The organism is Klebsiella sp. S69, assembly GCF_016516145.1.
In the GTDB taxonomy this organism is placed as follows: Bacteria; Pseudomonadota; Gammaproteobacteria; order Enterobacterales; family Enterobacteriaceae; genus Klebsiella; species Klebsiella oxytoca.
Genome location: NZ_JACVUU010000010.1, coordinates 159,771 through 180,409 on the forward strand (window position 1 = coordinate 159,771; position 20,639 = coordinate 180,409).

Genomic DNA, 20,639 nt, shown 5'->3' on the forward strand with positions numbered 1-20,639 from the left:
TAACGGCGGCGTGCGCGCAATTTTTTACAGTAGATGTGGCTGGTCGCCCCTTGTCAGTTTGAGTGTCTGCAAGATACGGGGATTGGCTTCATCCTGAATTTGGCGAAAATGATAAAGATAATGATTACAATTATCAATACAATTATGGAGATCTGTATCAATTTGTAAGAACTGGAGACATAAAAAAACCCTCTCGTTGAGAGGGTTTTAGCTGACCGAGCAAGCTAACCTTAGCCTTTGAAGCGATCCGGGAACTTCATTTCACTGTAGCGCACAAAGCGCGTTCCTTTCGCCAGCTTGTAGCCAAACCAGATGACCAGGAACAGCGGAATGCCGATATAGGTTGCCGCAACGCCGCCCCAGTCGATGGTGTCTTTGAGGAACGCTTCGTAGTTCTGCCCCAGGGTAATGATCAGACACAGGACGAACGCGAAGATCGGCCCCAGCGGGAAGAAGCCTGAACGGTACGGCAGGTTATTCAGATCGTTCCCCTGCATGACGTAGCCGCGACGGAAGCGATAGTGGCTGATGGCAATCCCCAGCCAGGCAATAAAGCCGGTCATCCCCGAGGTGTTCAGCAGCCACAGGTAAACGGTCTGGTTACCGAACATTGAGCTCAGGAAGCACAGCGCAGCAATCACCGTGGTGGCATACAGCGCATTACGCGGCACGCCGCCTTTTGACAGCTTAGAGAAAATACGCGGCGCTTTGCCATCGCAGGCCAGGGTATAGAGCATGCGGGTGGACGCATACATCCCGGAGTTACCCGCCGACAATACTGCAGTCAGAATAACCGCGTTCATAATCGCCGCCGCTGACAACAGCCCTGCGTGCTGGAATACCAGCGTAAACGGACTGACGGAAATATCTTTCACGTCGTTACGCAGCAGGCTCGGGTCGGTATAAGGAATAATCAGACTGATGATCAGGATGGCGAACACATAGAACAGCAGGATACGCCAGAACACCTGACGCACCGCGCGCGGGATGTTCTTCTCCGGGTTTTCCGATTCGCCGGCCGCGATGCCGATAAGCTCGGTTCCCTGAAATGAGAAGCCGACAATCATCGCCACGCCAATCATCGCCGCAAAGCCGCCCGCGAACGGCGCATCGTCGACAACCCAGTTGCTCCAGCCCGCAGGCTGTGCGCCTTTGAAGATGCCGAAGATCATCATCACGCCGACAATAATGAAGATAATGACGGTGGCGACTTTGATCAGCGAAAACCAGTATTCCGCCTCGCCAAAGCCTTTTACCGAAATCCAGTTCAGCAGGAACATGATCCCGAGGAACAGCGCGCTCCAGATCCAGCCGGGCGCGTCCGGGAACCAGTAGGTCATCACCAGCTGAGCGGCAACGAGGTCAACGGCGATGGTCACCGCCCAGTTGTACCAGTAGTTCCAGCCCAGCGCGAAGCCAAAACCTTCCTCGACGTAATTTTGCCCATAGGTAGCAAAAGAGCCGGAGACCGGCATAAACGCCGCCAGCTCGCCGAGGCTGGTCATCAGGAAATAAACCATCAGGCCGATGAGAATATAGGAGAGCAGCGCCCCGCCTGGGCCTGCCTGAGAAATCGTTGCGCCAGAGGCAACAAAAAGACCTGTACCTATGGAACCGCCAATAGCGATCATGGTCAAGTGGCGCGCCTTCAGTTCACGACGTAAACCGGGCGCTTCTGTGGTTTTAGTATCCGAAACCATGTGAAAATGCTATCCATCCAAAAAACGAGGCGAGATTGTAGCAGAGAGTCTGTGATCCATCCGATACAAATGCAAAGTTATAAGAGAGCTTCATGATCGACTGCCGATTATTAGTAAAGAACAAATCCGCCATTAGCACAAATAAATGCACAAACCAGAGGGATATCGGGCAAACTTCCGCGAAATTCCACGGAAGGAACCGACGATGAAACGCAAGAACAAGCGCAAACGCCGCACCATGTCGCTCGCTGAGGGAGTCTACGCAGCTTGCTTTTGCTTCATTCTTTTTATCATTGGCTTCTATCAAAGCATCAAGATTATTGAAGAGTGGTACTTCCGTCCGGATTATATTGTCGACAGCGCCGACTCGCTCTTCTCCGGCATCCTCTTTCTCGGTCTGGCACTGCTGATGGCGCTGATTGCCGCCTGCACCGCCAGCGGTACGCCTGGCGAGCGCTACGCCACGCTCCTGTTTTTGTTCTTTATTGCGATGGGGCCGGTGTGGTCTGTCAGCCTTTATGTCCTGCAATACGTCACTATTGAGCACTATAAAAGCCCACAGTTTGGCGTGTGTATCAGCAAAGGCGGCCATGGGGCCACGTATATGTACGTCAGGAATAGCCGCTGGTGCCAGCATTTTGGCTACACCATTATCAGGCCATCGCCGGATGAGCGAGGGAGCAATTGATGCGCAAAGTGCAACCGCCGCCTCAGTATGACTGGCCGGTCTGGGTCGGCGTTTCGCTGATTTGCCCTCTGCTTGCTTTGTGCTCTCTTTACCTGGCAGGCGACTATTTCACGCTACTCAGGCTGCCACGGGCGCCGGATTTCTGTTCGCAGAATATTTTAAAAGCAAACTTTGTCTGCCTGGGGCCTGCGCTGCTGATATTGAGCATAGAGGGAAATAAAAAACTCTTTTTCCCCCAGGCTGCGCCGCTACCTTTTGCAACCCCCATCGTCAGGTCTTGCCTTTACCTGACGCCGCTATTGCTGCTCACCGCAAATACGCTGATTCTGGTTTTACATTTCACCCTTTTTAGCCCTGACCGCTATATTCGCTGCTGGGAACCTTATCCATGGGGAACATGGTATTACGCGAAAACAGCGGATATTTGCGTTCAACACGGGCTGGCGCCGGTGCAAAACCTCGCGTATCAGGTTGCGATCTCGCAATAGCTCAGGAAACGCTGTAATGCCTTGGAAATATGCTTCTGGCGGTGATGAATACGCCACAGGGTGCGGATTAAGCGCGGCAGTGGAATCTTCAGCGCCACCAGCGATCCCACTTCAAGCTGCTCCGCAACCACGCGTCGCGACAGGCAGCTAATGCCCAGACCATGGCGCACCGCGTGCTTGATGGCTTCCGAATTACCCAGTTCCATTCCAAGATGAAATGCCGGTAGATGCGATAATAATAAATAGTCGACAATTTCCCGGGTCCCGGAGCCGTGCTCGCGTAGAATCCACGGCGCCTCCGCCAGCCGTTGCAGCGTCACCTCCCGTTCCAGCAGCGGTGAATCTGGCGCGGCAAAGACCACCAGTTCATCTTCCAGCCAGGGTTCGGCGATAATATCCGCCGCGTGGCAGGGACCTTCAATCAACCCGATATCCACCCGCAGATCGGCCACCGCGTTGATCACGTCCTGGCTATTGCCCACACTCAGCTCCAGCGGTAAATCCGGCAGGTCGCGTCGATAGCGCGCAATGATCTCCGGCAAGATATAGTTGCCGATGGTGCTGCTGGCGTAGACGCGAATCGCGCCGTTGTCGCCGCGAAACAGCTGCTCTATCTCCAGCGCCCGCTCCAGCAGCGCCAGCGCCCGCGGATAGAGCAGCCTGCCGTGTTCGTTGACCACCAGCCTTTTCCCGACGCGGTCAAACAGCTGCACTCCCAACTGCCCTTCAAGATCGGTCAGCGCGGCGCTGACCGCCGACTGCGACAGCGCCAGCATTTGTGAGGCCTGGGTCGTCGACCCGCTTTTCAGAACTTCAGCAAAAACTTCCAGCTGCCGTAGCGTGATATGCATGATTTTTCCTGCCTTTATAGACGACCCGGCATCCGCGGCTAAGGCTTATGCACATCATGCTCAAACCGCGAAACCGCTCGTTTACCACTTATTACGATTAATTATAAATATATAATCAATTTTATATTTAAACCAGCGCGTCGTATGCTTTTCCCAGACAAAGGAGAAGGTTATGACAGCACTCACTTTACCGACTAAACATCGCCCATTGCGGCACTTTGCACCTGGACTGGCGCTGACCGCCCTGCTCACCGGCGCAGCGCTGTGGGCCGGTAGTTTTCCGGCAATCGCTGGCGCGGGCTTCAGCGCCCTTACGTTGGCCATTTTGTTCGGCATGGTCATCGGTAACACGGTTTACCCGAAAATCTGGCAGCCCTGCGACGGCGGCGTACTCTTTGCCAAACAGCACCTGCTGCGCCTCGGCATCATTCTATACGGCTTTCGCCTGACGTTCGCCCAGATTGCTGACGTTGGCGTCAGCGGTATCGTGATTGATGTACTGACGCTTTCCAGCACCTTTTTTATCGCCTGTTTTCTTGGGCAAAAGGTTTTCGGCCTCGATAAACATACCAGTTGGCTGATTGGCGCCGGTAGCAGCATTTGCGGCGCGGCAGCGGTCCTGGCGACGGAACCGGTCGTCAAAGCGGAGGCCAGCAAAGTGACGGTCGCCGTGGCCACGGTGGTGATTTTCGGTACCATTGCTATCTTCCTGTACCCGGCGGTTTATCCTTTCCTGGCGCACTGGTTTACGCCGGAGGCCTACGGCATCTATATGGGTTCGACGATGCATGAGGTTGCCCAGGTTGTCGCCGCCGGCCACGCCGTAAGTCCGGATGCGGAAAACGCGGCGGTGATTGCAAAAATGCTGCGCGTGATGATGCTGGCTCCGTTCCTGCTGTTCCTTGCCGCTCGCGTGAAGCAATTAGCCCCGGCAAACGGCGGCGAGAAAAGCAAAATCACCATTCCGTGGTTTGCGATCCTGTTTATTCTGGTGGCGGTATTTAACTCCTTCCACCTGCTGCCGAAAGCGGTAGTTGATATGCTGGTGACCCTGGATACCGTGCTGCTGGCGATGGCGATGGCGGCCCTCGGCCTGACCACCCACGTCAGCGCGCTGAAAAAAGCCGGCGCTAAACCGCTGCTGATGGCGCTGATGCTCTTTGTCTGGCTGATTGTCGGCGGCGGCGCGATTAACCTTGCTATCCACAGTCTGATGGCCTGAGTCTCCTCAATACTCAGGTTGTATTAAGGATGATGTAACTCTCCGGCTAAGCCGCTATCATTACCCTCCCCCCAGCGGCTTAACTGGAGTTTTTTTATGAAATACATTGGAGCGCACGTCAGCGCCTCCGGCGGTGTAGCCAATGCCGCCATTCGCGCAGCCGAAATCGGCGCAACCGCATTTGCCCTCTTCACCAAAAACCAGCGCCAGTGGCGCGCCGCGCCTTTGAGCGACGACACCATTGCTGAATTTAAAGCCGCCTGCGAGAAGCATCATTTCGGCCCGGGACAAATTCTGCCGCACGACAGCTATCTGATTAACCTCGGCCATCCGGTTGCGGACGCGCTGGAAAAATCCCGCGATGCCTTTATTGATGAACTCTCCCGCTGCCAGCAGCTCGGCCTGACGCTGCTCAATTTTCATCCGGGTAGTCATCTGCAGCAAATTCCAGAAGACGAATGCCTGGCGCGCATTGCCGAGTCCATTAACATCGCGCTGGCCAAAACCGAAGGCGTGACGGCGGTCATTGAAAACACCGCCGGCCAGGGCAGTAACCTGGGGTTTAAGTTTGAACATCTGGCAGCCATCATCGATGGCGTGGAAGATAAATCGCGCGTCGGCGTGTGCATTGATACCTGCCACGCCTTCGCCGCCGGCTACGACCTGCGTAGCGCCGAAGAGTGTGAAAAAACCTTCGCTGATTTTGAACGGATTGTCGGTTTTCAGTATCTGCGCGGTATGCATCTGAACGATGCGAAAAGCACGTTCGGCAGCCGCGTTGACCGCCACCACAGCCTGGGTGAAGGCAATATCGGCCACGATGCCTTCCGCTGGATAATGCAGGATAGCCGCTTTGACGGTATCCCGCTGATCCTGGAAACGATCAATCCTGATATCTGGGCGGAAGAGATCGCCTGGCTGCGGGCGCAGCAGACGGAAGAGGCCGTGGTCTGATATGAACGACAGGGAAAAGCAGATCCTCAAAATTTTGCGGCGCAATCCGCTGATTCAGCAGCATGAGATTGCCGATATTCTGCAGATTAGCCGCTCCCGCGTAGCCGCGCATATTATGGACCTCACGCGTAAGGGGGCTATCAAGGGCAAAGGCTACATCCTTACCGAGCAGGAGTATTGCGTCTCGCTGGGCGCGGTGAATATGGATATCCGCGGCATTGCCGATATTCATTATCCCCAACCGGTCTCCAACCCGGGCAATATCCAGTGCTCCGCCGGCGGAGTGGCGCGGAACATCGCGCATAATCTGGCGCTGCTGGGCCGCGATGTGCATCTGATTTCCGCCGTCGGCAGCGACTTTTACGGCGAAACGTTGCTTGAGCAGACCCGACAAGCCGGGGTTAACGTGCAAAGCTGTATCCGCCTGCACGGTCACAATACCGCCACCTATCTCTCCATCGCCAATCCGCAGGAAGAGACGGTGCTGGCGATTAACGATACGCATATCTTACAGTCGCTCACCCCGCAGCTGCTGAATCAATATCGGGATCTGCTGACCCATGCCGGCGTCATCCTGGTCGATTGTAATTTAACGGAGCCGTTGCTGGAGTGGGTATTTACGCTGGCCAACGCTATTCCGGTATTTGTTGATACCGTGTCGGAGTTTAAAGCGCACCGCATTCGCCCGTGGCTGGGAAAGATCCATACCCTCAAGCCGACGCTGCGCGAACTGCAGATCCTCTGGGGAGAACCCATTGAAAACGAGGCCGATCGCGATCGCGCGTTAGCCTGGCTGCACGAAAGGGGAACGCGGCGCGTGGTAATTTGCTCGGAAGACGATTCCGTTTTCTGTAGCGAAGCCGGCGGTGAACGTTTTCAGATGAAGCTACCGGGCCATACCACGATAGACAGCTTTGGCGCCGACGATGCGCTGATGGCCGGGCTGCTTTATAGCTATCTTGACGGCAGCGATTTCAAAGAGAGCGTCGCTTTCGCCATGGCCTGCACCGCCATTACCCGCGCCAGCGACAGCATCAACAACCCTTCTTTATCCGTTGATAACGCGCTCAATTTACTTCCCAGCCTATAGCATCGCGCACCGCAGGCGCGGTGCGCGCGCTGTTTTATGCCAGACCGATAAAGAACCCGGCAATGGTGGCGCTCATCAGGTTAGAGAGCGTGGCCGCCGCCAGAGCGCGCAGCCCAAGCTGAGCAATTTCCGGCGCGCGCTGCGGTGAAATAGCCGAAAATGCCCCGACAACCACACCTATTGAGCCAAAGTTGGCGAAACCGCACAGCGCAAACGAGATAATCGCAACGGTTTTCACGTCCAGGGTACCGCCGGTTTGCAGATAAGGCGAAAAGTTGAGGTAGGCGACGAATTCGTTTATCGCCAGCTTTTGGCCAATCAGGCTTCCCGCCAGCGTCGCATCGCTCCAGTCAACGCCCATAATCCACGCCAGAGGCGCGAGCAGGAAACCGAAAATACCCTCCAGCGTGGCGTGACCGTAGCCAAACCAGCCGCCAATGCCGCCGATAATACCGTTCAGCAACGCGATGATCGCCACAAACGCCATCACCACCGTTGCCACCCCGGCGGCAATTTTCAGCCCTGTCATCGCCCCGGATGCTGCCGCCTCGATAATGCTTTTCGGCGGCGTCTCGGTGAAGGAGAGATTATCGAAAGTGACCCGGGAGGCTTCGGTTGCCGGGCTCAGCATACGAGCAAATAGAATCCCGCCGGGAATAGCCATCAGTGAAGCAGCCAGCAGATAATCGATCGGTACGCCCATGCCGGCATAGCCGATCATCATCGACCCGGCGATCGACGCCATCCCGCTACAAATGGCGGTAAACAGCTCATTGCGGTTGAGACGGTCGATAAAGGGTTTGACGATCGCCGGGATCTCATTTTGGCCAAGAAAGATGGTGGTCACGGCGACAAAGGACTCAATCTTGCTGATATTCAGCGCTTTCTGGAAGATACCGCCGAGAATCCGGATCAGCAGCCCCATCACGCCGAGGTAGTAAAGCAGGCTTATCAGCGCGGTGACAAAAATGATGGCGGGCAGCACGCGGAAGGCGAAGATAAAACCCGCGCCGTCAAACAGCACATCCATTTTCGGACCGACAAGCGATCCAAAAATAAACGCGCTTCCGGCGTCGCTGTAGGACATGACTTTATGTACCCCGAGCGCCGCCTGTTCCACCAGCCACTTGCCCGGCGGGAAATAGAGCATCACTCCGCCAATCACGATCTGCAGCAGCAGCGCGGCCCCTACGGTTCTGATACTGATGCGTTTTTTATTTACTGACAGCGCAAAGGCGATGGCCAGCAATACCACCATCCCCAAAAGACTTCTCATGATGTCCATAATGATATCCTTACCTGGAGGAAAACCCGGCGTCAGGCCAGGCTTTCGGTATATTTGATATCGGGGCGGGCAACCGCAAACAGCCCGCTACTGTCGTCAGGCGATCTGCTGATACTCTTTGGCAATCTCGCAGGCCAGCACGGCATTATTGAAGACCAGCTGAATATTGGATTTCAGGCTATCCCCGCCGGTCAGCTCCGCAACGCGAGCCAGCAGGAACGGCGTACTCTCCTTACCCACCACACCCTGCTCTTCCGCTTCCTTCACCGCCTGGTCGATGGCGGCGTTGATTTTCGCTTCCGGCATCGCAAACTGTTCCGGTATCGGGTTCGCCACCACCATCCCCCCGTTCAGGCCCGACTGCCATTTCACCGCCATCGCTTTAGCGATTTCTTTAGCGCTATTCAGGCGAATACTGACGTCAAACGGACTGGTTCGACAGAAAAATGCCGGGAGCGCCGAAGTTTGATAGCCAATAAGCGGAACGCCAAACGTTTCTAAATATTCGGTGGTTAATCCAAGGTCGAGAATAGATTTTGCGCCGGCACAAACTACGGTAACATTGGTATTGGCCAGCTCCTGTAAATCGGCGGAAATATCAAAAGTATGCTCTGCTCCGCGGTGCACACCGCCAATACCGCCGGTCGCGAAGACTTTTATCCCGGCCATGGCGGCAATAATCATGGTAGAAGCCACGGTGGTCGCGCCATTTAATCCTGCGGCGACAACGAAAGGTAAATCACGGCGACTGACTTTGGTAACGTTATGTCCTTCACGACCGAGCAATTCAATTTCTTCGCGGCTCAGGCCAACTTTCATAACGCCATGAATAATCGCAATTGTTGCCGGAACCGCTCCCTGACGGCGAATCGTTTCTTCGACTTCCAGCGCGGTCTGCGCATTTTCTGGAAACGGCATTCCGTGAGAAATAATAGTCGACTCCAGCGCGACTATGGGTTGGTTATTCTTTAATGCCTGCTGAACTTCCGCAGAAACCTGTAATAATTCAGAGGAAATATTTAATTCAGACATGTTCGTTCTCCACTACCTTTTTTACGTTGGCGTAAGATAATTCAGGGTTATTGGTGAATTCCGATGAGAGCGCCAGAGAAGAGCATCCCTGAGCAAACTTCACCGCTTGCGAAAATGAACAGCCGTCGAGCCAGCAGCAGGCCAAACCGGCCATCATGGCGTCACCGGCGCCGGTGACGTTGACTACCTGGGTTTTTAACGGCGCCGACCAGCCGCGCTCGCCGTCTTTCTCGCTGAAGTAAACCCCGTCCCCCCCCATGCTCAGCACCAGGCGCCGCAGGCCACGCTGGTGAAACCAGTCGGCAACGCGCGTGACGTCATCAGTGCCGGAAAGCGCAATTCCGCTCAGCGTTTCAGCTTCAATTCGGTTCGGTTTCAGAGTGTGGATACGCCCCAGATGCTGGCTGATTTTCACGCACTTCCAGGCAGAGACCGGGTCAACAAAAATGGGTGTCGGGCCGCTATTTTCCATCAACCAGGCCAGCGCCGATTCGCTGATATTACAGTCAACGACGATGACCGCAGCGCTGCGAATAAAATCCCGGTGCTGGCTTAAAAAGGCTGGCGTAATATGCTCGGTGATACTCATATCATTAATCGCCACCAGCATTTCACCGGTATTATCGAGCAGCGATAAATAGCTCGATGTCCCCTCGCCGTGGACGATCTGACATTTATCGACATGAACGCCGGACTGAGCCGTTTGTTTTAATAGGGAGTGGCCATAGAAATCATCTCCGACAACCGACAGTAGCCAGGATGGTTTACTCAATAAAGCAATATTCTGCGCAATATTCCGCCCCACTCCACCGGGAGTGTATTTTATTTTTCCGGGGTTAGAATCAGCATAGTTCAACGATACATGGGAATAACCAGCAACATCCATATTTGCCGATCCAATAATTACAACGTAATCATTTTCAGGCATAAAAATACCCTCCAGCATACAAAAACGCTTTGGCAGTGGAATGTTTGAATATCAGTAAATAATCATACGCCCATTCAGCACCCTCTCATTAAACACATGTTTGAATGTGAACATATGTTTATGTTAAGCGGATTGGTTTTAAAGTAAAGGGGTCCGCCAGAGGGATTTCATATGAACATGAAGAGAATCACAAAATTTGGCTAGTATGGTTTTTAAACAGCTTAAAAATGCGAAGGAGAGCACATATGGCGGGTTAAGCAGAGGGCGGATACGGCATAAAAAAAGGGCAGAGAAGACTCTGCCCTTTTGCGTGTAACATCGTCGATCAGGCGACTTTTTCTTCCACCTGAACTTCAGGACGTTTCAGCACCGCGTAGGAAAGGCCTGCGACCAGCGTACCGACCACAATCGCCATCAGATATCCCAGCACCGGGGTAATCGCGCCAGGGATCAGCAGGACGAACAGACCGCCGTGCGGCGCCATCAGTTTCGCGCCAACCCACATGGACATCGCACCGGTCACCGCGCCGCCAACGATACAGCAAGGCAGGACGCGCATCGGATCGCGAGCGGCAAAAGGAATTGCTCCTTCGGTGATAAAGCACAGGCCGAGAACCAGTGCGGCTTTACCGCCTTCCTGCTGCGCTTTGTCAAACTTTTTACGCGCAATCAGCGTCGCCAGACCCAGCGCCAGCGGTGGAACCATACCTGCCGCCATAATGGCCGCCATCGGGGCATAGGTTTGGGTACTCAGAAGACCAACACCAAAGGCGTAAGCTGCTTTGTTCACCGGGCCGCCCATGTCGGTACACATCATACCGCCGAGAATTGCACCGAGCAGAACCGCGTTCGCCGTCCCCATAGTTTGTAGCCAGTGGGTCAGGCCTTCGAGAATTCCGGCAACGGGTTTACCAATCAGGTAAATCATTGCCAGACCCACGATCAGGCTGGAAACCAGCGGAATGATGAGGATCGGTTTCAGCGCTTCCATACTTTGCGGCAGTTTCAGCCTGGTACTGATCGCTTTCGCCACATAACCAGCAAGGAAGCCGGCGATAATACCGCCGATAAAGCCAGATCCGGTGCTAACCGCCAGCATACCGCCGATAAGACCTGGCGTCAGGCCAGGGCGGTCAGCGATGGAGAAGGCAATAAAGCCCGCCAGTACCGGTACCATCAGCGCGAAGGCTGATCCCCCGCCGATTTGCATCAGCGCGGCGGCCAGAGTGTCTTTTACTTCAAAGGCTTTGATACCAAAAGCGAAGGAGAGCGCGATACACAGGCCGCCCGCTACCACCATCGGCAACATATACGATACGCCAGTCAGCAGGTGACGATAGGCGCCCGCGGACTCTTTTTTGCCTTCTGCCGCGGCCTGGGATTTACCCGCAGGCTGATATGGTTTCGCTTCAACAACGGCTTTATCCAGCTCCTGAGCGGTTTTCTTCAGCGCCAGACCGGTAGTGGTGCGATACATCGGCTTGCCGGCAAATTTCGCCAGATCCACTTCGATATCAGCCGCGACAACCACCAGATCCGCCTGCTCAACCTCTTCAGGAGTGATGGCATTACCCGCACCCACGGAGCCGCGAGTTTCAACTTTCACCCACCAGCCGCGTTTTTTGGCTTCGGTTTCAATCGCTTCCGCCGCCATAAAGGTGTGCGCGACGCCGGTCGGGCAGGCAGTGACCGCCACAATGCGTTTCGGGCCATGAGTTGCCGCCGGTAAAGCTGTAGCAGCCGGAGCGGCATATGGCGTGGCATGGCTCCTGGCTTCCCCGAGGAATAGTTCCGGGTGAGCAACGGCGCGATTAATATCGCCGAGATAAACCTTTTTGCCGTTCAGCGCGCTGTCAGTTGGCAGCGTCGCGCCCAGCACAATCGCCAGCTCAGCGTCGTTTGGGTTATCAATCAGTTCAAGTTGCGCTTTTTGCGCCGCGGTGCTTAACAGGGTCTTCGCCATATAGGCGCGGGCCTGTCCGAGCCCGGCATCAATAATCAGCAGCGTTTTCATTATGCCTCTCCTGCTGTTAATTAAAGGGTTGTAAGTCGACGCGCGCCATCATTGCGGCCAACTGGGTACGATCGGTAATACCGACATTGCTCTGACTCACCGCCAGCGCGGCGACGGCCGTTGCCAGGCGCAGCGTATGCTCGCTGGACTCACGCATCAGCAGTCCGTAAATGAGGCCGCCAACCATTGAATCGCCCGCGCCAACGGTGCTAACCACTTCCACTGAAGGCGGCTTGGCAATCCACTCGCCGGAGGCGTTAACCCACAGGGCGCCTTCTTCGCCAAGGGAGATCACCACGTGGGCAATCCCCTGCTCGCGCAGCGCATGAGCGGCCTCAATCACATCCTTCATTTCAGGTAACTTGCGACCCGCCCAGATTTCCAGCTCACGACGGTTAGGTTTAACCAGCCACGGCGCCGCTTTAAGACCGGCAACCAGCGCTTCGCGGCTGCTGTCAAAAATGATGCACGGGCACTGGCTGCGCAAGCGGGTCATCCAGTCGGTGAACGCTTCCGGACTTACGCCGGAAGGTAAGCTGCCGCTCACGCAGACCATATCGAACTGGCCCAGCCAGCTCAGGGAGTCGTTAACAAAACGCTCCCAGTCACCCGGCGTGACTTCAAAGCCGGAGAAGTTGAAGTCGGTCACTTCGCCATCTTTTTCTGTCAGCTTGACGTTAATACGGGTACGGCCCTGAACGACCTGAAAACGGTTAGCGATACCCAGCTCACTGAACAGTTGCTGAAAGCCATCCTGATTATCTTTACCGAGAAAACCGCCCACGGTGACGTCGATACCGAGATCTTTCAGCACTTTTGCAACGTTGATCCCCTTCCCTGCGGCGTGCAAGCCGGTCGTGCGAACAAGGTTAACCTCACCGCGTTCAATTTCCGGGGTAAAACCCACCAGGTCATAGGCCGGGTTTAAAGTAATCGTTGCGACACGTCTGCTCATTTATGCGCCCTCCCCAAGGCCTGCGGCGATCGCTTCGCCAATCGCATCCAGCGCCTGCTGCGCATCTTCACCCTGCGCGGTGAAGCGCAAGCGGTGACCTTTTTTCACGCCCAGGGCCACGACTTTCATCAGGCTGCGGCCGTTTGCCGGCTTGCCCGAACCATCGAGGTTAGTGACCGTAATGTCGCTGGAAAATTGTTTAATGGTATTCACCAGCATCGTGCCGGGACGCGCGTGCAGCCCGTGCTCGTTGCGGATAACGTATTCAGCGCTGAGAACATCTTCAGCAATCGCATCGTCGCTGGTCAGCAGCGCCAGCAGCGTTGCGCCATCGGACTTCAGCAAACGGTCAGCTTTTTTGTCCAGCAGCAAATTGCTCAGGCGATTAAGGACCGCCGTCGGCTGGTCATCGGCCATCGCCACGGTGATCAGCAGGGAAACCGGCTGCTCATCGCGAATAAAGGCGTTGGCCGCGCGGCTCACGGCAATGGCGCTACGCAGGTTGCCTTCCGGACTGTCGTTCAGCCAGATGCCCTGGCCGAGGTTCAGCGGTTTGTCATTAATCGCATGGCTAACAAAGGAAGCATCGACGGCGCCCGCTTCTTTCAGCCGCGCGGCGTTGAGCGCCTGCAGGGTCAGCAGATCGCTGGCGACCACGTCCAGGGTCAGCGTTTCGTTATCCAGCTTCAGCGCTTCGCTCTGCTTTTCACCCATCAGCAGGGCGCGCAGCTCTTCAGCGGTGGTGGCGGACTTTAGCTGTTCAGCAACCGAGTCGTCGCTCAGCACATGGGTCAGCTGACGCAGCAGCCCAAGGTGTTCATCCGAACTGGCGGCGATACCGATAGCGACGTAGGCGGTCTGCCCTTCGCCCCAGGTCACGCCCTGCGGGAACTGATAAACCTGAACGCCGGTTTTCAGCACCTGATCGCGCGTGTCGGTGGTGCCGTGCGGAATCGCAATACCGTTGCCAAGGAAAGTGGAGGTTTGCTGCTCGCGAGCCAGCATCCCGTTGATGTACCCTTCAGCCACATTGCCCGCGCTAACCAGCGCGGAGGCAACCTGACGAATAGCCTCTTCTTTATTACCGGCCTGCTGACCGGGATGAATATCCTGCACAGATAACTGGAACATGGTTCTCCTCTCCTGCTGAATTGAATCGTTTCAGCTACTTTGAGAAAAAATGCGTCACCTGACTGCCGGAGAATCTCCCGATGACGCTGAAACGTTTCAAGAAGTCTGTACCTTTATTAGTCAGCGCGCAAGAAAAGTTACTCTCCCGATAACAGAAGTTAGAGATACAGCACACTTTTGCTGACGAGGTGATGACAAACCCGCCAGAACTTCAGCATTTTGCTGAAGCAAAATTTTGAAACGTCTTTTTGATTTATTCGTGCCCTGGTACTGTTCATTATCTGACTGACGGCGTAAACTCCGCGACTCCTGAAACCGATGAAAGCCGACATGCAAAACAGTAGCGCCGCCCTGCCACGACGCGGGTTCGATTTAACCTCTTCCGCCTTCCTGATCGTCGCCTTCCTGACGGGCATTGCCGGGGCGCTACAAACGCCTACCCTGAGCCTGTTCCTGACTGACGAAGTTCACGTACGACCGGCGATGGTCGGCTTCTTTTTTACCGGCAGCGCGGTGATCGGCATTCTGGTGAGCCAGTTTCTCGCCGGGCGCTCAGATCGCAAAGGCGACCGCAAGCAGCTGATCGTCTTCTGCTGCCTGATGGGCGTGCTGGCCTGCGTGCTCTTCGCGTGGAATCGTAACTACTTTATTTTGCTCTTCGTCGGCGTTTTCCTCAGCAGCTTTGGTTCCACCGCGAACCCGCAGATGTTTGCCCTCGCCCGCGAACATGCGGACAAAACGGGCCGCGAGGCGGTCATGTTCAGCTCGATCCTGCGCGCTCAGGTGTCGCTGGCATGGGTCATCGGTCCGCCGCTGGCCTACGCGCTGGCGATGGGTTTCGGCTTTACGGTGATGTACCTCAGCGCGGCGATTGCCTTCGTGGTCTGCGGCGCAATAGTCTGGTTTTTTCTCCCCAGCATGCGCAAAGAGCCGAAGTTGGTGACGGGACATCTTGAAGCGCCGCGCACCAACCGCCGCGACGCGCTGCTGCTGTTTATCATCTGTACGCTGATGTGGGGAATTAACAGCCTGTACATCATTAACATGCCGCTGTTCATTATTAATGAGCTGCATTTACCTGAAAAACTGGCGGGATTAATGATGGGCACCGCCGCCGGGCTGGAAATCCCGACCATGCTGATTGCGGGTTACTACGCCAAACGTTTCGGTAAGCGTTTCCTGATGCAGATCTCTGCGGTTGCCGGGGTGCTGTTCTATGTCGGCATGCTAACCGTACACACCCCGGGACTGCTGCTGGCCCTGCAGGTGCTGAATGCTATTTTTATCGGCATTCTGGCCGGTATCGGTATGCTCTATTTTCAGGACCTGATGCCAGGCCAGGCCGGTGCGGCCACGACCCTCTATACCAATACTATCCGCGTTGGCTGGATTATTGCCGGTTCGCTGGCGGGGGTCGTTGCGGAAGTCTGGAGCTATCACGCCGTATTCTGGATTGCGCTGGTGATGGGCCTCGCCACTCAGGCCTGCCTGTGGCGCATTAAAGACGTATAAAGGGTGTCCGTGCGGGCTTCCGACGTCACGAAGTGCTCAGCTCAAGATGAAGAAGCCAGATCATGGCTTCTTCGCGATTTGTGGCGCACATCTCCGCTTCCGGCTTCAGGCTGGCGCACACTTTGGGCCTCAACGGCGAGCCAAAAATCGCGCACAGGTTATTGTCCGAAAGCTGTATACAGCGGGTATTTGCCGGTTTGCCCTGCGGCATACCCGGGATAGGGCTGGAGATAGAAGGAGCGATACAGCAAGCTCCGCATTCAGGGCGGCATTCCATAATCGACTCTTCCGATAGGCTTTTGCGGCCCAGCCTAAACGTTTTACCCGAAGATAGCAAAACACACGAATTCCGCTTGCCTGAAAGGCCCGGCGCGAGTAGTTTTACGCGATATTTTCGACCCTTTAAGTGACAGGATTACTGCAATGCCAAGAGCGAATGAAATTAAGAAAGGTATGGTGCTGAATTACAACGGCAAACTGCTGATTGTTAAAAATATTGATATTCAGTCACCGAGCGCCCGCGGCGCAGCGACGCTGTACAAAATGCGTTTCTCCGATGTGCGCACCGGCCTGAAAGTGGAAGAGCGCTTCAAAGGCGACGACATTGTCGATACCGTTACCCTGACCCGCCGCTTCGTTGACTTCTCCTATATCGATGGCAATGAATACGTCTTTATGGATAAAGAAGATTACACCCCGTATATCTTCACCAAAGAGCAAATCGAAGAAGAGCTGCTGTTTATGCCGGAAGGCGGCATGCCTGACATGCAGGTTCTGACCTGGGACGGCCAACTGCTGGCGCTGGAATTGCCGCAGACCGTGGATCTGGAAATTATTGAGACGGCGCCGGGCATCAAAGGCGCATCCGCCAGCGCCCGCAACAAACCGGCTACCCTCAGCACCGGCCTGGTCGTTCAGGTGCCGGAATACCTCAGCGCGGGCGAGCGCATTCGTATTCATATCGAAGAGAGCCGCTACATGGGCCGCGCGGACTAAATCCAGCCTTTAAAGTCAGTGCAAAATGCAAAAGACAGTCAATGGCTGTCTTTTTGCTTCTTAATGCGCGCCATACGGCTGTTGGCCCTTCATCATCGCCAGGCTATCCCCTACAAAGCCACCCAAAGTTGTCATACCAATAGCAGCGAAAATATCGCTAGTTTCCCGCCCCTGTTAGCAGGATCTTCGCTAAACAGCGCTCGATTGCTTGATCAAGCTCACACTAAGCGGATAAACAAGGCTCACCAATTTAATTTGCTGTCATATAACTTTACACTAGAGATGTTAATTATCGGTTAATCAGGTGTATTAAGAATGACTACCATTGCGACGGCCACGCTGCCGGAAAGCGTACAGCTCCCTCATTATGACCGCAGCCAGCTGCGCTCGCGTATTGTGCATTTCGGCTTTGGCGCTTTTCATCGCGCGCATCAGGCGTTACTCACCGATCGGGTGCTTAACGCCAGCGGCGGAGACTGGGGGATTTGTGAGATTAGCCTGTTCAGCGGCGATCGGCTGATGAGCCAGCTTCGCCAGCAAAACCACCTGTTTACCGTGCTGGAAAAAGGCGCTGAGGGCAGCCAGCCAATTGTTGTCGGCGCCGTGCATGAATGTCTGAACGCTAAACTCGATTCGCTCGCCGCTATTATTGAGAAATTTTGTGAACCGCAGGTGGCGATTGTCTCTCTGACCATTACCGAAAAAGGCTACTGCATCGACCCCGCCAGCGGCCTGCTGGATATGACGCAGCCGCGTATTATTCACGATCTGCAAAACCCGACTTTGCCGCAATCGGTTCCTGGAATACTGGTTGAAGCGCTGGCGCGCCGCCGTCAGCGAGGGCTGTCACCCTTTACCGTGCTCTCCTGCGACAATATCCCTGATAATGGACATGTAGTGAAAAACGCCGTGCTGGGCATGGCTGAAAAACGCGATCCGCAGCTGGCACAGTGGATTGCTGAGCACGTCAGCTTCCCCGGCACCATGGTTGATCGCATCGTACCAGCCGCCACCGAGGAGTCGCTGGCGGAAATCCGCGCCGCGTTGGGCGTAGAAGATCCCTGCGCCATCAGCTGCGAACCCTTTATTCAGTGGGTTATTGAAGATAACTTCGTGGCCGGTCGCCCGGACTGGGAAACGGCGGGCGTTCAGATGACCGACGACGTTTTACCGTGGGAGCAGATGAAGCTGCGGATGCTCAACGGTAGCCACTCGTTCCTCGCCTGGCTTGGCTACCTGGCGGGCCATGCGCATATTAGCGACTGCATGCAGGATCCGATTTTTCACAGCGCCGCATACCGGCTGATGGTTGATGAACAGGCGCCGACGCTATCCATTCAGGGCGTTGACCTGTCGGCATACGCTGACAGCCTGATCGAACGTTTCAGCAACCCGGCGCTGAAGCACCGCACCTGGCAAATCGCCATGGACGGTAGCCAGAAGCTGCCGCAACGTATGCTTGACGGAATTCGCGTCCATCTTGCGCAAGAGAGCCGCTGGCCGCTACTGGCGCTGGGCGTCGCTGGCTGGATGCGCTATGTTAGCGGCGTGGATGACGCCGGAGCCGTCATTGATATTCGCGATCCGCTGGCCGATAAAATCCACCACCTCGTTGCCACCAGCGATGAGCGACAGCGCGTAGCGGCGCTGCTTACGCTTGAGGAGATCTTCGGCCGCGACCTGCCGCAGAATCCGCAGTTCGTCGCTGATGTCACCGCCGCGTGGCATCAGCTCGCCGCTTTTGGCGCGCGCCAGGCCGTCGCCGCCGCGCTGAATGATTAACAATTTCTGCCTTTAAGCGGACGGAGCGCCTTTCTGTCCGCGTTAACGCTTCTCTTTTCCCCTTTTTTTCGTCAGGATAGCCTCAACTGTTACAACATTACATTTATCCTGGAGAAAAAGTGACCAAAACCAACTTGATCACGGGGTTTCTCGGCAGCGGTAAGACCACTTCCATTCTGCACCTGCTGGCCAATAAGCCCGCAAATGAAAAATGGGCCGTACTGGTCAACGAGTTTGGCGAAGTGGGCATTGACGGCGCGCTGCTGGCGGAAAGCGGCGCGCTGCTGAAAGAGATCCCCGGCGGCTGCATGTGCTGCGTTAACGGCCTGCCGATGCAGGTTGGGCTCAACACCCTGCTGCGCCAGGGCAAACCTGACCGTCTGCTGATAGAACCCACCGGACTAGGCCATCCTAAACAGATCCTCGATATGCTGACCGCCCCGGTCTACGCGCCATGGATCGATCTGCGCGCCACCCTGTGCATATTGGATCCGCGTCAGCTGCTGGACGAAAAAGTCGTGAGCAACGAAAACTTTCGCGACCAGCTGGCTGCCGCTGACGTTATTGTCAGCAATAAAGCCGACCGCTCGACGGAGGAGAGCCAGCGCGCTTTTGTCGCCTGGCGTGAGGCGTACTCCGGTGAGCGTCGCTGCGTCAGCGCTAGCCAAGGTAATATCGACCCGGAGCTGCTTGATTTGCCGCGCCGCAATCTGGCGCCGCTACCCGCAGGGGTCGGGCATGCGCACGACCACGGGCAGAAAAAAGGCCTTGCCGCGCTTAGCCTTCCCGCGCACCAGCGCTGGCGTCGTAGCCTCAATAGCGCTCAGGGCTATCACGCCTGCGGCTGGATTTTTGACGCTGAAACCGTCTTCGATACCGTCGCTCTGCTTGAATGGGCGCGCCTGGCGCCGGTTGGACGAGTTAAAGGCGTCATGCGTATTGCCGAAGGGCTGGTTCGTATCAATCGCCAGCAGCTCGATCTGCATATTGAGACGCAAAACGTTGCCCCGCCCGATAGCCGTATTGAGCTGATAGCCGATACAGAAACGGACTGGAATGCTCTTCAGGCCTCTTTGTTGAAGATTCGTTTAACTTAGGGCGGCTATGGTTGCCGTCGTTTTACACAACACGCGATAGTTATGATTAAAAATCGAATTCCCCTCATCCTGCTGTTAAACGCGGCAGGTATAGCGCTTTTCTGTTCATGGTATCTTCCGGTTAACCATGGTTTCTGGGCTCCGCTGGACGCGGCGATTTTCTATTTCTTTAACCACCTGGTCGGCGTCAACACCGCTTACACCTGGCTGTTGGCGATTATCAACAACCGCGCGTTTGACGCCTGTTCGCTGCTGGCGATGGGCAGCCTGATGCTGAGCTTCTGGTTTAAAGAACAGAGCGCCGGACGCCGCCGGGTGATTATCATCGGCCTGGTGATGCTGCTGGCTGCCGTCATTATCAATCAGCTGGCCCAGCACCTGATGCCGGTGAAGCGAGCCAGCCCTTCGCTCTCGTTCACCGATATCACTAAAGTCAGCGATGTCATCTCCTTTCCGACTAAAGATGCGTCTAAAGACAGCTTCCCGGGCGATCACGGCATGATGCTGCTGATTTTTGCCTCTTTCATGTGGCGCTATTTTGGCCGTCGCGCCTTCGCTATTGCGCTGGTTATCTTTGTGGTGTTCGCTTTCCCGCGGGTGATGATCGGCGCGCACTGGTTTACCGATATTGCCGTCGGATCATTAACGGCCGTGCTCATTGGCGCTCCCTGGGTGTTGATGACCCCACTGAGCGATAAAGTGATTACTTTATTTGAACGTTACCTCCCCGGCGGAAGAACGAAAATTTAAAGTCATCTTTACAATTAATTAATATCATTCATAAGGGATCGTTCTGGGTCCCTTTTTTTATCATCTCACTCTTTCTCACCCGCTATCATCTTGCTGTCACATTAATCCTGTTAAAAATGAGTAAATTGCATATTTTTTACCCATCCCTGCCGCTATTTTGGCCT

At 55.3% G+C, this 20,639-nt stretch carries 19 protein-coding genes; 10 read left to right on the forward strand and 9 right to left on the reverse strand.

From position 1 onward, the window contains the following. Positions 1 to 230 precede the first annotated feature (230 nt). Entirely contained in the window at positions 231 to 1,700 is a 1,470-nt protein-coding gene (locus IAE27_RS11965) for an amino acid permease (RefSeq protein WP_004103903.1), read from the reverse strand. 205 nt (positions 1,701 to 1,905) lie between these two features. Here IAE27_RS11965 and IAE27_RS11970 point away from each other — a divergent pair, with 205 nt between their 5' ends. Together IAE27_RS11970 and IAE27_RS11975 are read left to right on the forward strand one after the other, a co-directional pair. Further along, the gene (locus IAE27_RS11970) at positions 1,906 to 2,388 is read left to right on the forward strand and encodes a hypothetical protein (protein ID WP_047720863.1); all 483 of its coding nucleotides are present in this window, start codon (positions 1,906 to 1,908) and stop codon (positions 2,386 to 2,388) included. Further along, positions 2,388 to 2,876: a hypothetical protein gene (locus IAE27_RS11975; RefSeq protein ID WP_016809573.1), complete on the forward strand. Its 489-nt coding sequence runs from the start codon at positions 2,388 to 2,390 to the stop codon at positions 2,874 to 2,876. Before IAE27_RS11970 ends, IAE27_RS11975 begins: the two co-directional genes overlap by 1 nt. Here the strand turns inward: IAE27_RS11975 and yieE are convergent. Then, positions 2,855 to 3,727, reverse strand: coding sequence for a DNA-binding transcriptional regulator YeiE (yieE, locus tag IAE27_RS11980; protein ID WP_154022254.1), 873 nt, complete (start codon positions 3,725 to 3,727; stop codon positions 2,855 to 2,857). The genes IAE27_RS11975 and yieE overlap by 22 nt on opposite strands. Before the next feature lie 172 nt (positions 3,728 to 3,899). On the opposite strand from yieE, the gene IAE27_RS11985 reads away from it, so the two are divergent. From IAE27_RS11985 to IAE27_RS11995, 3 genes are all read left to right on the forward strand, one after another. Further along, positions 3,900 to 4,949 (forward strand): YeiH family protein, encoded by a 1,050-nt coding sequence (locus IAE27_RS11985; protein WP_004103912.1) that lies wholly within the window; start codon positions 3,900 to 3,902, stop codon positions 4,947 to 4,949. 96 nt (positions 4,950 to 5,045) lie between these two features. After that, on the forward strand, positions 5,046 to 5,903 hold the full coding sequence (gene nfo / locus IAE27_RS11990; protein WP_004103914.1) for a deoxyribonuclease IV: 858 nt from the start codon (positions 5,046 to 5,048) through the stop codon (positions 5,901 to 5,903). Between the two features lies 1 nt (position 5,904). Next, complete coding sequence (locus IAE27_RS11995; protein WP_004103916.1) at positions 5,905 to 6,993, forward strand: sugar kinase; 1,089 nt, start codon at positions 5,905 to 5,907, stop codon at positions 6,991 to 6,993. A 34-nt stretch (positions 6,994 to 7,027) separates the two neighbouring features. Here the strand turns inward: IAE27_RS11995 and IAE27_RS12000 are convergent, their stop codons facing one another. The 6 genes from IAE27_RS12000 to fruB form a co-directional block, all read right to left on the reverse strand. Continuing rightward, positions 7,028 to 8,278, reverse strand: coding sequence for a NupC/NupG family nucleoside CNT transporter (locus tag IAE27_RS12000; protein WP_004103919.1), 1,251 nt, complete (start codon positions 8,276 to 8,278; stop codon positions 7,028 to 7,030). A 96-nt stretch (positions 8,279 to 8,374) separates the two neighbouring features. Further along, positions 8,375 to 9,310, reverse strand: coding sequence for a pseudouridine-5'-phosphate glycosidase (locus tag IAE27_RS12005; RefSeq protein WP_004103922.1), 936 nt, complete (start codon positions 9,308 to 9,310; stop codon positions 8,375 to 8,377). Further along, positions 9,303 to 10,238 (reverse strand): pseudouridine kinase, encoded by a 936-nt coding sequence (locus IAE27_RS12010; protein WP_064396462.1) that lies wholly within the window; start codon positions 10,236 to 10,238, stop codon positions 9,303 to 9,305. Before IAE27_RS12010 ends, IAE27_RS12005 begins: the two co-directional genes overlap by 8 nt. A gap of 325 nt (positions 10,239 to 10,563) precedes the next feature. Beyond that, on the reverse strand, positions 10,564 to 12,252 hold the full coding sequence (fruA, locus tag IAE27_RS12015; protein WP_070555998.1) for a PTS fructose transporter subunit IIBC: 1,689 nt from the start codon (positions 12,250 to 12,252) through the stop codon (positions 10,564 to 10,566). A gap of 16 nt (positions 12,253 to 12,268) precedes the next feature. Beyond that, positions 12,269 to 13,207 (reverse strand): 1-phosphofructokinase, encoded by a 939-nt coding sequence (gene fruK / locus IAE27_RS12020; protein ID WP_004103928.1) that lies wholly within the window; start codon positions 13,205 to 13,207, stop codon positions 12,269 to 12,271. Then, positions 13,208 to 14,338: a fused PTS fructose transporter subunit IIA/HPr protein gene (fruB, locus tag IAE27_RS12025; RefSeq protein WP_032728557.1), complete on the reverse strand. Its 1,131-nt coding sequence runs from the start codon at positions 14,336 to 14,338 to the stop codon at positions 13,208 to 13,210. 330 nt (positions 14,339 to 14,668) lie between these two features. Here fruB and setB point away from each other — a divergent pair, with 330 nt between their 5' ends. Next, the gene (gene setB, locus IAE27_RS12030) at positions 14,669 to 15,850 is read left to right on the forward strand and encodes a sugar efflux transporter SetB (RefSeq protein WP_024274496.1); all 1,182 of its coding nucleotides are present in this window, start codon (positions 14,669 to 14,671) and stop codon (positions 15,848 to 15,850) included. Positions 15,851 to 15,875: 25 nt separating this feature from the next. On the opposite strand, the gene IAE27_RS12035 is transcribed toward setB, so the two are convergent. Then, positions 15,876 to 16,127: a YkgJ family cysteine cluster protein gene (locus tag IAE27_RS12035; protein ID WP_004103933.1), complete on the reverse strand. Its 252-nt coding sequence runs from the start codon at positions 16,125 to 16,127 to the stop codon at positions 15,876 to 15,878. A 146-nt stretch (positions 16,128 to 16,273) separates the two neighbouring features. Between IAE27_RS12035 and yeiP the strand changes: the two genes are divergently transcribed. The 4 genes from yeiP (at position 16,274) to IAE27_RS12055 (ending at position 20,475) form a co-directional block, all read left to right on the forward strand. Beyond that, positions 16,274 to 16,846 (forward strand): elongation factor P-like protein YeiP, encoded by a 573-nt coding sequence (gene yeiP, locus IAE27_RS12040; protein ID WP_004103935.1) that lies wholly within the window; start codon positions 16,274 to 16,276, stop codon positions 16,844 to 16,846. A 315-nt stretch (positions 16,847 to 17,161) separates the two neighbouring features. Then, a complete protein-coding gene (locus tag IAE27_RS12045) occupies positions 17,162 to 18,628 on the forward strand; it encodes a mannitol dehydrogenase family protein (protein WP_024274497.1) in 1,467 nt (488 codons plus the stop codon). Positions 18,629 to 18,747: 119 nt separating this feature from the next. Then, positions 18,748 to 19,725, forward strand: coding sequence for a CobW family GTP-binding protein (locus IAE27_RS12050; protein WP_154022256.1), 978 nt, complete (start codon positions 18,748 to 18,750; stop codon positions 19,723 to 19,725). A gap of 36 nt (positions 19,726 to 19,761) precedes the next feature. Next, positions 19,762 to 20,475, forward strand: coding sequence for a phosphatase PAP2 family protein (locus IAE27_RS12055; RefSeq protein ID WP_162680287.1), 714 nt, complete (start codon positions 19,762 to 19,764; stop codon positions 20,473 to 20,475). Positions 20,476 to 20,639: the final 164 nt, after the last annotated feature.